13 protein-coding genes are annotated in these 12,296 nt (G+C 63.5%); 5 read left to right on the forward strand and 8 right to left on the reverse strand.

The annotated features are described in order from the left end of the window. Positions 1–87 precede the first annotated feature (87 nt). The gene (locus QMG84_RS10330) at positions 88–1,422 is read left to right on the forward strand and encodes an OmpP1/FadL family transporter (RefSeq protein WP_281927696.1); all 1,335 of its coding nucleotides are present in this window, start codon (positions 88–90) and stop codon (positions 1,420–1,422) included. Positions 1,423–1,712: 290 nt separating this feature from the next. Here the strand turns inward: QMG84_RS10330 and QMG84_RS10335 are convergent, their stop codons facing one another. From QMG84_RS10335 to QMG84_RS10345, 3 genes are all read right to left on the reverse strand, one after another. After that, positions 1,713–2,831, reverse strand: coding sequence for an Mrp/NBP35 family ATP-binding protein (locus QMG84_RS10335; protein WP_281927698.1), 1,119 nt, complete (start codon positions 2,829–2,831; stop codon positions 1,713–1,715). A gap of 76 nt (positions 2,832–2,907) precedes the next feature. Further along, positions 2,908–3,063 (reverse strand): GDCCVxC domain-containing (seleno)protein, encoded by a 156-nt coding sequence (locus tag QMG84_RS10340; protein WP_434085942.1) that lies wholly within the window; start codon positions 3,061–3,063, stop codon positions 2,908–2,910. A 53-nt stretch (positions 3,064–3,116) separates the two neighbouring features. Then, positions 3,117–4,067 (reverse strand): 2-oxo acid dehydrogenase subunit E2, encoded by a 951-nt coding sequence (locus tag QMG84_RS10345; RefSeq protein ID WP_350356485.1) that lies wholly within the window; start codon positions 4,065–4,067, stop codon positions 3,117–3,119. Positions 4,068–4,162: 95 nt separating this feature from the next. On the opposite strand from QMG84_RS10345, the gene QMG84_RS10350 reads away from it, so the two are divergent. After that, positions 4,163–4,600, forward strand: coding sequence for a DUF29 domain-containing protein (locus QMG84_RS10350; protein WP_281927702.1), 438 nt, complete (start codon positions 4,163–4,165; stop codon positions 4,598–4,600). 65 nt (positions 4,601–4,665) lie between these two features. On the opposite strand, the gene QMG84_RS10355 is transcribed toward QMG84_RS10350, so the two are convergent. From QMG84_RS10355 to QMG84_RS10365, 3 genes are all read right to left on the reverse strand, one after another. After that, positions 4,666–6,090, reverse strand: a complete 1,425-nt coding sequence (locus QMG84_RS10355; RefSeq protein ID WP_281927703.1) for a pyruvate dehydrogenase complex E1 component subunit beta — start codon at positions 6,088–6,090, stop codon at positions 4,666–4,668. 146 nt (positions 6,091–6,236) lie between these two features. Then, complete coding sequence (gene pdhA / locus QMG84_RS10360; RefSeq protein WP_281927705.1) at positions 6,237–7,244, reverse strand: pyruvate dehydrogenase (acetyl-transferring) E1 component subunit alpha; 1,008 nt, start codon at positions 7,242–7,244, stop codon at positions 6,237–6,239. Positions 7,245–7,386: 142 nt separating this feature from the next. Beyond that, complete coding sequence (locus QMG84_RS10365) at positions 7,387–8,163, reverse strand: DUF1499 domain-containing protein (protein ID WP_281927707.1); 777 nt, start codon at positions 8,161–8,163, stop codon at positions 7,387–7,389. 190 nt (positions 8,164–8,353) lie between these two features. Between QMG84_RS10365 and QMG84_RS10370 the strand changes: the two genes are divergently transcribed. Further along, positions 8,354–8,545 carry a hypothetical protein gene (locus QMG84_RS10370; protein WP_281927708.1) on the forward strand — a complete coding sequence of 64 codons (192 nt, stop codon included), beginning with the start codon at positions 8,354–8,356 and terminating at the stop codon, positions 8,543–8,545. A gap of 147 nt (positions 8,546–8,692) precedes the next feature. Here QMG84_RS10370 and tuf read toward each other — a convergent pair whose 3' ends face one another. Continuing rightward, positions 8,693–9,883, reverse strand: a complete 1,191-nt coding sequence (gene tuf / locus QMG84_RS10375) for an elongation factor Tu (protein ID WP_202071278.1) — start codon at positions 9,881–9,883, stop codon at positions 8,693–8,695. Between the two features lie 497 nt (positions 9,884–10,380). Here tuf and QMG84_RS10380 point away from each other — a divergent pair, with 497 nt between their 5' ends. Both QMG84_RS10380 and QMG84_RS10385 read left to right on the forward strand, forming a co-directional pair. After that, positions 10,381–11,526, forward strand: a complete 1,146-nt coding sequence (locus QMG84_RS10380) for a DUF3611 family protein (protein ID WP_281931977.1) — start codon at positions 10,381–10,383, stop codon at positions 11,524–11,526. 66 nt (positions 11,527–11,592) lie between these two features. Continuing rightward, complete coding sequence (locus QMG84_RS10385; RefSeq protein WP_281927712.1) at positions 11,593–11,829, forward strand: hypothetical protein; 237 nt, start codon at positions 11,593–11,595, stop codon at positions 11,827–11,829. 4 nt (positions 11,830–11,833) lie between these two features. Here QMG84_RS10385 and QMG84_RS21615 read toward each other — a convergent pair whose 3' ends face one another. After that, positions 11,834–12,283, reverse strand: coding sequence for a DUF3761 domain-containing protein (locus QMG84_RS21615; RefSeq protein WP_491562317.1), 450 nt, complete (start codon positions 12,281–12,283; stop codon positions 11,834–11,836). Between the last annotated feature and the right edge of the window lie 13 nt (positions 12,284–12,296).

Genomic DNA, 12,296 nt, shown 5'->3' on the forward strand with positions numbered 1-12,296 from the left:
TAACTGGAGCTCGAGCTGCCTGCCAGTAAATCCGCGACTCTGTTAGCTTGTTGCTGGATTGTTTCCGCCTAAGCTGGGCTCGCTCGCATGCACAAGACCGTCTCCCGCCTCGCCTTCGCCTTTTCCGCACTTCTCCTCGCGGAGCCCGCCGCCTTCGCCGCCGACGGCTATTTCATGATCGGCTACGGCCCGCGCCAAAAGGCGCTCGCCGGCGCCGGAACCGCCGACCAGCGCGACGCCATGGCGATTTCCGCCAACCCTGCGGGAATCGTGGGTCTCGAGCGGCAGTTCCAGCTCGGCATGACGGTCATCAACGCCGAGCGCGGCTACTATACCGAAGGCGCGCCGCGCATTGTCGCTCCCGGCCGCGTCGAAAGCGGCCGGCCCTGGTTCCCTGTGCCCAACGGCGGTTATGTGCAGCCGATCGACGCGGACTCGTCCTGGAGCATCGCGAGCTACGCGAACGGCGGCATCAATACGGCGTATAGCTCGGCCTATCGGCGCGCCCCGAACGGCGGCGTGTTCGGCGGCGGTTTCGCCGGCGTCGATCTGGAGCAGGCTTTCATGAGCGTCTCCTATGCGCGGCGCTTCCACACGCCGATCGGTCCGATCGCCATCGGCGTCGCGCCCACCGTGGCCGTGCAGATGCTCAACATTCAGGGCGCCAAGGTTTTCGCGCCCTATTCGTCGAACCCTTGGGAACTGTCGGACATGTCCTATGACTGGTCCTGGGGCGGCGGCCTGCGCGCAGGCCTGACCTGGGGGATCACCGACAGGCTGCGTTTCGGCTTTGCGGCGTCGACGCCAATGTGGATGTCACGCCTCGACAAATACTCCGGGCTGATCGGCGATCACGGACGTTTCGACATCCCTGCCAGCATGCAGGCGGGCATCGCCTATGATCTCTTGCCGAATTTGACGGTCATGGCGGACTGGCGCCACATCTTCTATTCGGCTGTCTCTTCGCTGGGGAATCCGTCATTCCCGATCACCTTCCGGTCGATGGGCGATTCGAATGGGCCGGGCTTCTCCTGGAAGGATACCGACTCCGCTGCGGTCGGCGTGGAATGGCGCTATTCGCCGACCCTGACATTGCGGACGGGTTATCACTATAGCACGGGCGCCGTGCGCCCCCTCGCCGTGACGCTGAATGTGCTGGCGCCGATCCTCAACCGGCACCACGCCGCGGCCGGCGTCAATTACGCCCTCACCAAGAATTCATCCATCGATCTGGGCTTCGTTTACGCCTTCAAGAACTCGCTCAGCGGGCCGGAGACGATCCCGCAGCTTCCGGGCATGCCTTTCGGCGCCGTCAATGCGGCGGCGAAGATCACGCCCTGGGTGCAGGCGTGGGAGTTGACGCTGGGTTACAACTATAAATGGGACGCGGGCGACAATTCGATTATCCCGACCCACTTCTGAAACAGCCCGTAATTACGAAATCCGCATGATCTAACCGCCGTCATTGCGAGGAGGCGGAGCCGACGAAGCAATCCAGGGCCGCATCGCTGCCCTGGATTGCTTCGCTTCGCTCGCAATGACGGGCTCTGGGCAAAACCAGCGCTTTTGTGGCTCTGGATTCCCGGTCGGGCTTTCAGCCCGCCGGGAATGACATTCCTCACCGCGAGCCGTTCAAACGGAAATGGTATAACGCAATCCAGAGCCGGGTCGCGGCTCTGGATTGCTTCGCTTCACTCGCAATGACGGTGCGATCAGCCCACGACGATATTGGGCGCGGCGCGCTGCTTGGCGGTTTCGAGCAGCGTCTTCACCTTTGCGGCGAGGTTGAGATAGACGGCCGCCTGCGGGCTGTCGGGCTCGGCGCCGACCACCGGACGGCCGGCGTCCGATGTCTCCCGAATTTTCATGTCGAGCGGCGCCTCGCCCAGGAAGGGCACGCCCATCTGCTCGGCGTCGTGGCGCGCGCCGCCATGCGAGAAGATTTCCGACCGGCCGCCGCAATGCGGGCAAAGGAAATAGCTCATATTCTCGATGATCCCGAGGATCGGCGCCTCGACCTTCTGGAACATGGCGACGGCGCGGCGCGCGTCGATCAGCGCCAGATCTTGCGGCGTCGAGACGATCACCGCGCCGGCGATCGGCGTTTGCTGCGCCATGGTGAGCTGCACGTCGCCGGTGCCCGGCGGCATATCGACGACAAGCGCGTCGAGATCGCCCCAGGCCACCTCCCCCAGCAATTGCAACAGCGCCTGCGCCACCATCGGCCCGCGCCAGACCATGGGCGTGTTTTCCTCGACGAGGAAGCCCATCGACATGATCTTCACGCCATAGGCTTCGAGCGGCACGAGCTTGCCGTTCTCGACCTTGGGCTTGTCATGCAGGCCGAAAAGGCGCGGCGCCGAGGGGCCATAGATGTCGGCGTCGAGAAGCCCGACGCGCCAGCCCTGCGCCGCAAGACCGAGCGCGAGATTGGCCGAGGTCGTCGACTTGCCGACGCCGCCCTTGCCGGAGGCGACCACGACGACATAGCGGATTTTCTCCAAAGCCGGCGCGAGGCCTTTGCGCGCCTGCGGGGGCGGCGGCGCGGCGTGGGAATGGCCGTGATGGTGGTCATGAGCTTTCGCGGCGCCGGGCGCGCGCTCGGCGGTGAGCGTGACGACGGCCGCCTCGATGCCCGGCACCGCCTTGATCGCCTTCTCGGCATTCGCGCGCGCGATTTCCCAGCCTTCCGGCTTTGCGGGATCGCCGGCGAGCGACACGAAGGCTTTCGCGCCGGAAAGATTGATGCCGCTCACCGCCCGCGCCAGCGATATGCCGCCAGGCGCGTAGAGATTTTCCAGCGCTTCGAGAATATCCGCTTCCGTCGCCACGGGCCGCTCCTTGAGTGTTTAGAGAAAGTCTAAACAAGGATATGCCGGTAAATGGCGCGCACGTCCACGGCGATATTTAGCGCGGGCTGGAGCAGCAATGACGTTCCGCCTGAATTGGCGGGCAAGGAACGTCGCCATAGGAGCAAAAGACGCAGCAGTCGCCCTCTTTCGGCGTGAGCCAGGCGCCGCAGGCGGGGCAATCATAGACGACGACGCAAGCGTCTTCGGGCATTGAGCGCGTTTCAGCGTGTCCGCAGCGGGGACAGGTGAGTTTGGAGGCAAGCCTCACGCGAACAACCCCATCGGCTCCTCGATCAGCGTTTTGAAAGCAGCCAGCAGCTCCGCGCCCAGCGCCCCGTCCACTGCGCGATGGTCGCAGGAGAGCGTCACGCTCATAATGGTGGCGACGCTCGGCGCGCCGTTCTTCACGACCATCCGCTGCTCGCCCTTGCCGACAGCCAGGATCGTCGATTGCGGCGGATTGATCACCGCCGAGAAATTCTTGATCCCATACATGCCGAGGTTGGAGACGGCGGAGACCCCGCCCTCATATTCCTGCGGCTTCAATTTCCGCTCGCGGGCGCGGCCGGCGAGCTCGCGGACCTCGTCCGAAATCTCGCGAACCGTCTTAGCCTGCGCGTTGCGGATGATCGGCGTGATGAGCCCGCCGGGAATCGCGACCGCGACGCCGATGTCGGAAGCCTTGTGCTTCAACATGGCCTCGGGCGTGAAGGTGACATTGGCCTCGGGCACGCGCTGCAAGGCGAGCGCCAGCGCCTTGACGATATAGTCGTTGACCGAGGTCTTCCATTCCGGCGACCCATCCGCGCGCTTGGGCGCCGCCGCGTTGAACTCCTCGCGCAGACGCAGGAGCGCGTCGATCTCGCAGTCTACGTCGAGATAGAAATGCGGGACTGTCTGGATCGACTCCGTGAGACGCCGGGCGATCGCCTTGCGCATGGAATCGTGCGGGACTTCCTCATAGGAGTCGGCTGCATAGAACTTGCGCGTAATCTCGGCCGAGGGCGCCTCGGCAAGAGAAACAGGCCTTGCTTCAGGCGCCGCCTTGCGCGCGCCGCCTGACAGCGCGCTTTTTACGTCGCGCTCGATGATGCGGCCATGCGGTCCGGAACCCGCTAGCGACGAGAGATCGAGTCCCGCCTCTTTCGCGATACGGCGCGCCAGGGGCGAAGCGAAGATGCGAGGATGAGAGAGGTTCGGCGCCGCGATGTTCATGTCCGTCGATCCCCGTGGTGATTCCTTTGTGCAGACCATCTACGCTACTATGTTATATCCTTGAGCCGTTAACGTCACCGCGAGGAAAGAGGCGCGTGTCGAACGCCCAACTTCATGACGATGATTTCTACGCCTGGACCCATGAACAGGCGGAATTGCTACGCGCGGGCAAATTTGCCGACGCCGATATCGAACATATTGCGCAAGAGATTGAAAGCATGGGCAAGACTGAAAAGCGCGAGCTCGTCAGCCGCCTCAGGGTGCTGATGCTTCATCTGCTGAAGTGGCGCTTCCAACCGATGAAGCGGACGGCAAGCTGGGAGGCGTCTATCAGGGTTCAGAGAATGGACCTGTCCGATCACCTCAGGGATAATCCGAGTCTCAAGCCGCTGGTCCCTGACGTGCTACAGAGAACCTTCAGAGGCGCGGTCATCGAGGCGGTTGCAGAAACTGGCCTGCCCCACGCGATGTTTCCGCACGAATGTCCCTGGACCTTTGACGAGATAATGGCCGAGGAGTTCTGGCCGGAGTAATTATTTGGCAAGCCTGAAGGCTCGCGGTCCGGGATTGCGCGCCTTCAGGCGCGCTCGAATGTTTCCTACGCGCGATAAAGAACCGCCTTCGCCGCCGCCACGACTTCCGCGACGCTCGGCAGCGCGAGCTTCTCCAAATTCGCCGCATAAGGCATGGGCACGTCCTTGCCGGTGACGCGCGCGATCGGCGCGTCGAGATAGTCGAAGGCCTCCTCTTGCAGACGCGCGGCGATTTCAGACGCCACGCCGCCTTGCGGCCAGCCTTCTTCAATGGCGACGCAGCGGCCCGTCTTCTTCACCGACTCCACGATCGTTTGCGTATCCATCGGCCGTAGCGTGCGCAGGTCGATGACCTCCGCCTCGATCCCATCCTTGGCCAGCGCCTCGGCGGCGCCCAGCGCGTAAGTCATGCCGATGGAGAAGGAAACGAGCGTGACGTCCGTTCCCGGCCGCGCGATGCGCGCCTTGCCGATCGGCAGGACGAAATCCTCCAGCGCCGGCACTTCCGAGGTCTTGCCGTAGAGAATTTCATTCTCGAGAAAGATCACCGGGTTGTCGTTGCGGATGGCGGCCTTGAGCAGACCCTTGGCGTCGCTGGCGTTGGAGGGCGAAATGACGATGAGCCCGGGCACCTGCGAATACCAGGCGGCGTAGTCCTGGCTATGCTGCGCGCCGACGCGCGCGGCGGCGCCATTGGGGCCGCGGAAGACGATCGGGCAATGGATCTGACCGCCCGACATATAGAGCGTCTTCGCCGCAGAGTTCACGATATGGTCGATGGCCTGCATCGAGAAATTGAAGGTCATGAATTCGACGATCGGCCGCAGGCCCGCGAAAGCGGCGCCGACGCCAATGCCGGCAAAGCCATATTCGGTGATCGGCGTATCGCGCACGCGCATGGGGCCGAATTCCTGCAGCAGGCCCTGCGTCACCTTATAGGCGCCCTGATATTCGGCCACCTCCTCGCCCATGATGAAGACATTCGGGTCGCGGCGCATCTCCTCCGCCATGGCGTCGCGCAAGGCTTCACGCATGGTCATGGGAATCATGGTCGTGCCCGCCGGCACTTCCGGCGCGGCGGAGACAGCGGGCGGGGCGGCGACGCTCACAGGCTTGGCTTGCGGCGCAGCCGCCTGCGCTGCGGCCTCCAGGCGCGCCTTATTGGCCTCGCCGGCTTCGTCCTGAGGCGCGGTGGGTGGCGGGGGCGCCTTGGCGGCAGGCGGCGCTTCGACCGCGGAAGCGTCCTCGCCCTCGCCGGCAATCACCGCGATCGGCGTATTGACGGCGACATTCTCTGTGCCGCCCGGCACGAGGATGCGCGCCAGCACGCCCTCGTCGACAGCCTCGACCTCCATGGTGGCTTTGTCGGTCTCGATCTCGGCGATGACGTCGCCGGCCTTGACTTCATCGCCTTCGTTTTTCAGCCATTTGGCGAGCTTGCCCTGCTCCATCGTGGGAGAGAGGGCGGGCATGAGGACGTTGATGGTCATTGCGCGAAGCCCCCTCCCCAACCCTCCCCCGCTTCGCGGGAGAGGGAGCAAATTGTCGCCTTCATCGAGGCTGCCGATCGTGAGCGTTCCCTCTCCCGCTTGCGGGGGAGGGACAGGGAGGGGGAAAACATCAAGCACATAAAACTTCAGGCTCCCGCCAGCACATCCGTGTAAAGCTCGGAAGGATCCGGCTCCTTGTCGTTCATGGCAAAATCCGCCGCATCGGCGACAATCTTGCGAACGCCCGCGTCGATCTTCTTGAGCTCATCCTCGGCGACGCCATCGGCGAGCAGGCGCAGGCGCACCTGCTCGATCGGATCATGCTCCTCGCGCATCTTCTGCACTTCTTCCTTGGAGCGATATTTGGCGGGATCGGACATGGAGTGGCCGCGATAGCGATAGGTCTGCGCTTCGAGGAGATAAGGCCCCTTCCCCGAACGGCACCATTCCAGCGCCTCGGCCGTCGCAGCGCGTACGGCGCGAACGTCCATGCCGTCGAGCTGGTGGCCCGGGATGCCGAAGGCGGCGCCGCGCATGGCGAAGTCGGTCTGGGCGGCGGCGCGCTTGAGCGACGTGCCCATGGCGTAACGATTGTTCTCGACGATGAACAGCGCCGGCAGCTTCCACAGCGCCGCCATGTTGAAGGCCTCATAGACCTGGCCCTGATTGGCCGCGCCTTCGCCGAAGAAGGTCAGCGACACTCTGCCGTCGCCGCGATAGGCGTTGGCGAGGGCGACGCCCGCGCCGATCGGCGCCGGCGCGCCGACGATGCCGTGCCCGCCGAAGAAATTCTCTTCCCGCGAGAACATATGCATGGAGCCGCCCTTCCCCTTGGAATAGCCGCCCCTCTTGCCCGCGAGCTCCGCCATGACGCCCTTGGCGTCCATGCCGCTGGCGAGCATATGGCCGTGATCGCGATAGCTCGTGGTGAACTGGTCGCCGTCGCGCGCCGCCATTTTGGCGCCGACGACCACCGCCTCCTGGCCAATATAGAGATGGCAGAATCCGGCGATGACGCCCATGCCGTAAAGCTGGCCCGCCTTCTCCTCGAAGCGCCGAATCAGCAGCATCTCCCTAAGCGCGTGAAGCTCTTCCTCACGGGTGAAGTTGGGAACGCTGTGAACCGCGCTCGCGCCGTCGCCTTCATTGGCCATGGGCTGTTCTCGGCCTCCTACCCGTTAATTGGAGAACGAGCAGGACCATACCAGAGTCGTCGTTCAAAAACGAGTAAATCGGACCGCGCGCCTTCAGGCGCGCTTGTTGATAGGCGCGCCTGAAGGCGCGCGGTCCATTGGCCTATCGCGCGTCCAATTGTGTTTGCAGCTCTTCGGCGAATGCGACGATTCGCGCGGCGTTGGCGCCAAAATCGTGCCGGCCGTAGCGCGACGCCGAGCGCAAATCGATGCGCGTCTGTCCCGGCAAGGGCTTGAGCCTGATCGTGATGTCCTCGTCGAAGCCCATGATCGGCGTCTTGTCGAGGAAATCCGCGTGCCCTTCCCCGGTTCGCCCGCCCGGCGGGCGCTGATCGACGACCTTCCAGCCCACGGCCTTCGCTGTTTTCAGCACCAGGGCAAAAGCCTCGTCGGCGTCGAGATCGACGACGATTGGCTCGACGTCCGGATAGGCGGGCCGCTGCGCCTCGCGCGCCTTCGCGGGCAAGCCTTTCGGCTGGAAACCCTTGCGCGCTTCATAGGCGGCGCGCGACAGCGAGAAATAGGGCGGATTGGCGGTGTCGGTGGAAATGTCGGACAGCACCGGCAGCCGCACCGCCTCGAAAGCGAGATAGGAAGGGTAAGCGAGCGTGAGCAGCGCCAGCATCCCGCCGCCGACCGCCGACCCGACGCCGCGCCGCCCCGTCCGCCAGATGACGACGCTCGCGGCGCCGACCAGAAGCAGCGCCACCAAGGCCAGCGCCACAGCGGCGCCGAAGGCGGCGAGCGCCGAGGCCGGCGCGACAATGCTCAGCCGCGCCAGCAGCACCGCGAGCAGCGCCACCGTCGCCGCAAAGAGCGCAACGTCGCGACTCCATAAAGCGGCTTGCGACCACGGCTCGGGCGGGAGCGTTCGACGCATATTGGCAAATAATCTCGCGTGAGTTTCGCCAGCGGGCGGGCGCCGGCATTTTTCAACCAAAACATCGCCGAATGCAACGATTGCTCTTTTGTCGCGAAACGCTGGGCCTTTAGCGAGTCTTTAAATCAAAACGGCGACAGTCTCGGCGCTCGGTCAACCGTAAAAGCGTTCGCGTATAGAGGAAGTCGCCATGTCGGATAAATCATCGGCCCAACCCGCCCCGTCCCAATCCGGCGGGCATCCTCACGATCTGCTGGCGCGGCTCTACCGCGAAATTGGCATTTCGGCCGTCGCCGCGGCGCTGGAAATTTCCCAAAGCGACATCGAGGACGATGATTATCAGGCGCCCTGGGCCCCGCTGGGCGAAGACCTCGCCGCCTGATACACGGCGCCGTCAGTCCGATAAAAAAGCCCCACGGCGCGCGCCGCGGGGCTTTCTTATTCTTGCAAACCCGACTCTTGGACCGCGAGCCTTCCGGCTCGCTCGACCAAGACTGCGAGCCAGAAGGCTCGCGGTCCAGATCCGCTATTATTCGATAATGCTCGCGACCACGCCTGCTCCAACGGTGCGGCCGCCTTCGCGGATAGCGAAGCGCAGCTTCTCTTCCATGGCGACCGGAACGATCAGAGCCACTTCCATCGTGACATTGTCGCCCGGCATCACCATCTCGACGCCCTCGGGGAGCGTCACAATGCCGGTCACGTCCGTCGTGCGGAAGTAGAACTGCGGACGATAGTTGGTGAAGAACGGCGTATGACGGCCGCCTTCTTCCTTGGTGAGGATATACGCCTCAGCCTTGAACTTCGTATGCGGCTTCACCGAACCCGGCTTGCACAAAACCTGGCCGCGCTCCACGTCCTCGCGCTTCGTGCCGCGCAGCAGGCAGCCGACGTTGTCGCCCGCCTCGCCCTGATCGAGCAGCTTGCGGAACATTTCGACGCCGGTCACCGTCGTCTTGGTCGTCGGACGGATGCCGACGATCTCGACTTCCTCGCCGACCTTCACCACGCCGCGCTCGATGCGGCCCGTCACCACCGTGCCGCGGCCCGAGATCGAGAACACGTCCTCGACCGGCATCAGGAAGGGCTGATCCTTCGGACGCTCCGGCTGCGGGATGTAGCGATCGACTTCCTGCATCAGCTTCAGGATGGCGTCATGGCCGATCTCGGGATTCTTGTTCTCGAGAGCGCACAGAGCCGAGCCCTTGACGATCGGAATGTCGTCGCCGGGGAAGTCATACTTCGACAGCAGCTCGCGGACTTCGAGCTCGACGAGCTCCAAGAGCTCCGGATCGTCGACCATGTCGACCTTGTTGAGGAACACGACGAGCGCCGGCACGCCGACCTGACGGGCGAGCAGAATGTGCTCGCGGGTCTGCGGCATCGGGCCGTCGGCGGCCGAGCACACGAGAATGGCGCCGTCCATCTGCGCCGCGCCGGTGATCATGTTCTTCACATAGTCGGCGTGGCCGGGGCAGTCGACGTGGGCGTAGTGGCGGTTCTGCGTCTCATATTCGACGTGCGCCGTCGAAATGGTGATGCCGCGCGCCTTCTCTTCCGGAGCCTTGTCGATCTGGTCGTAGGCCGTGAACGTCGCCCCGCCCGTCTCCGCCAGAACCTTGGTGATCGCCGCCGTCAAAGACGTCTTGCCGTGGTCGACGTGCCCGATCGTCCCGATGTTGCAGTGCGGCTTGGTGCGAGAGAATTTTTCCTTGGCCATTGTCCCGTTCCGATTGGGCGGGTCATCCGCCCGCGCGCGGCGGGCTTTTACGGGGTTACAAGGCCAAGAGCAAGGGGGCCGCCGGGATCAGGGCTCGCAATCCAGGTTAATAAACCCGACGCAGCCGCGTCATGCCCGCGCTTGTCGCGGGTATCCACGCCAGGACTTTGCGACGCGCGGGGAGAAGAAGCGGCGTTGCTCCCGCTCATGTTTTCAGCTTTTCCGCATTGGCGCGGCGTGGACGCGGGAACACGCCGGCCCGTTAACCCGGATTCAGAGCGCTGCGCCGGGACGAAACGCCATCGCCGCCATCTACTTCGGCGCATGGATAATCGAGTTCGAATGAGCAGAGGGAGGCGTCGGCGCGGACCCTTTGGCGCAGGGACGCAAGGCGGCGCTTGGGCTATATTGCAGCGCGGAAGGCTGCGAAGACGCGTCGCGAGCCCGCCGAATGGAGATGTCCGATGGGCTCCGATCCGAGGCGCAATTTATTGCCAGTGTTTGTTTTTTGGGTTTTTCTTCTGACCGGCGCCGCAGCGCTCGGCGTCGGCGCGGTTCGCGAGCATGCGCAGTTAGAGGCCGCGACGCGCGCGTACCTTACAGAGTTGCACATATCGCTTGGGCTCACGGCGGCGCTTCTTCTCGTCGCTCAAATCCTGATCGGCGTCACCCTTTATCTGATGGTCGAGAGCGGTGGGCCGCGCAATGCGCGGCGCATGATCGGCTTTTGGCTGAGGCAGGCGATCTATCTCTCGTTCATCGCGGCGGCGGCGGCCGGGGCGCTGACGGCGGTCTTTCGCGGCGAGCAGATTTTCTTTTGGGAATACCCACTGCCCTTCTGGGACGCGGGCGCGCCCCAGGCGGCGGAGCATGCTCAACTCGCGCATATCATCGCCGCCTATGCCTTTGGCGCCCTCGCCGTCCTTTATGCCGCTTTCGCGCTTTTCGACCGGCTTTCCCCCGCCTCCCACAAGTCGCTCGAGCCGCCGGCGCCGGCCAGCATTGCGGCGATGATCGCGGACGGCCTCGCACAGAGCTTTCGCTTCTTCGGCGCGACGGCTTTTTGGGTGCAGCTCTTTCTCGGCGTCGTGTCGGCGCTTCTGCTGGCCTTCGCTTTTGCGGGCCATAGCGTGAGCCCCGGCGGCTCGAATTTCGGCGAAGCCATCTATTGGGCGTCCGCCGCTTTGGCGTTCATACTGCTGTCGATCCTGTTCGCCTATCGCGACATGAACGCCGCCGCCGCCATCCGCAACCGTCCCGAACGCTATCTGGCGCATGAAAGGCGCATGGCCTTCTGGTTCGTCGGCGCGGGCGGCTTCGTCAATGTCGTAGGCGCGCTGGTGTCTTTCATCGGCGTCGGATTGAGCGTCGCGCTGCTCATCGGCAAGACGGTGTCGCAACCGCCGGGCATCGCCATCACCGATCCCAACAAGATCATCCGCGCGCTCGACGTTTTCGTCCTGCTGGTGAATTTCAGCCTGCTCTTCGCCCATTGCGTCGGCGTCGGCGTCGCGGCCTGGCTGAGCATCAGCGCGCTGAAGGCGCGGCATCAATATGTGGTGGCAAGGGAGATGGCGCGCGCGCAGGAGGAGAAGAGCGTCGCTGTGGTGGCCGCGCAGAGCGTCGCCGAACCGGCAGGTTGAACCGGCTCTCAAAAGGCGCAAGGGGCGCTATAATAGCCGGCGTAACCTGGAGGCCGAGCGACGAGCATGACCAGACTTCTCGAAAAGGCGATCGACAAAGTCCGCGACCTTCCTGCCGCCGAGCAGGACGCCCTGGCTATGCTCATCCTCGACGCCATTGAGGCGGGCGCTCGCCCAGCGCCCTTGGACGCCGAAACGATTGCGGCGCTGGAAGAAAGTCTAGCTCAGGCGCGGCGCGGGGAGTTTGCGTCTGACGAGGCAGCCGCGGCGCTGTTTCTGTCGGTGCAATGCGATGATACCTAATAAATTAACTGATAAATGGGTTTTGCTTGCGCCCCTCGCTCCTTTGATCGCATTCCGAGCAAATCATTCCGTTATGATAATTATTTGGTCTCGACACGACCATGCGGCAGCGCGGGCAAAGAAAATATAACCTATCAAGTTCAGATTGAACGGCGGCGATACGCTGGTCCGCTTCGTCAATTTCGGTAAGTAGTTTCTGCTGTAGCTCCTCACCCATTTTGTACCGCGGCATAGCGAAACCGTAAGCGATTCCGCCAGCTACAATAGCAAAGGTCATTACGAGAAATCGTTTTTTTGTGACCCCTCCGTGATACGAACAGGCCCCCGAATTACCAATAGCGGGCGAATTCCATCCATCCCTACAGGTCTCAGTTCCAGCCAGGTAGGCCCCCGAAAAGAAGACAACAAAGAATACTATAGTGGAAACTATAGGTGATCTCAAAATCCTGCGCATGAACGGCACCTTA

The organism is Methylocystis iwaonis, assembly GCF_027925385.1.
GTDB classification, from domain to species: Bacteria; Pseudomonadota; Alphaproteobacteria; order Rhizobiales; family Beijerinckiaceae; genus Methylocystis; species Methylocystis iwaonis.

Coding starts and splice junctions, on each gene's coding strand:
- QMG84_RS10330 (WP_281927696.1), top strand. CDS start 88: ATGCACAAGACCGTCTCCCGCCTCGCCTTCGCCTTTTCCGCACTTCTC.
- QMG84_RS10340 (WP_434085942.1), bottom strand. CDS start 3,063: ATGCCCGAAGACGCTTGCGTCGTCGTCTATGATTGCCCCGCCTGCGGC.
- QMG84_RS10345 (WP_350356485.1), bottom strand. CDS start 4,067: ATGAACATCGCGGCGCCGAACCTCTCTCATCCTCGCATCTTCGCTTCG.
- QMG84_RS10355 (WP_281927703.1), bottom strand. CDS start 6,090: ATGACCATCAACGTCCTCATGCCCGCCCTCTCTCCCACGATGGAGCAG.
- pdhA (WP_281927705.1), bottom strand. CDS start 7,244: ATGGCCAATGAAGGCGACGGCGCGAGCGCGGTTCACAGCGTTCCCAAC.
- QMG84_RS10365 (WP_281927707.1), bottom strand. CDS start 8,163: ATGCGTCGAACGCTCCCGCCCGAGCCGTGGTCGCAAGCCGCTTTATGG.
- QMG84_RS10370 (WP_281927708.1), top strand. CDS start 8,354: ATGTCGGATAAATCATCGGCCCAACCCGCCCCGTCCCAATCCGGCGGG.
- tuf (WP_202071278.1), bottom strand. CDS start 9,883: ATGGCCAAGGAAAAATTCTCTCGCACCAAGCCGCACTGCAACATCGGG.
- QMG84_RS10385 (WP_281927712.1), top strand. CDS start 11,593: ATGACCAGACTTCTCGAAAAGGCGATCGACAAAGTCCGCGACCTTCCT.
- QMG84_RS21615 (WP_491562317.1), bottom strand. CDS start 12,283: ATGCGCAGGATTTTGAGATCACCTATAGTTTCCACTATAGTATTCTTT.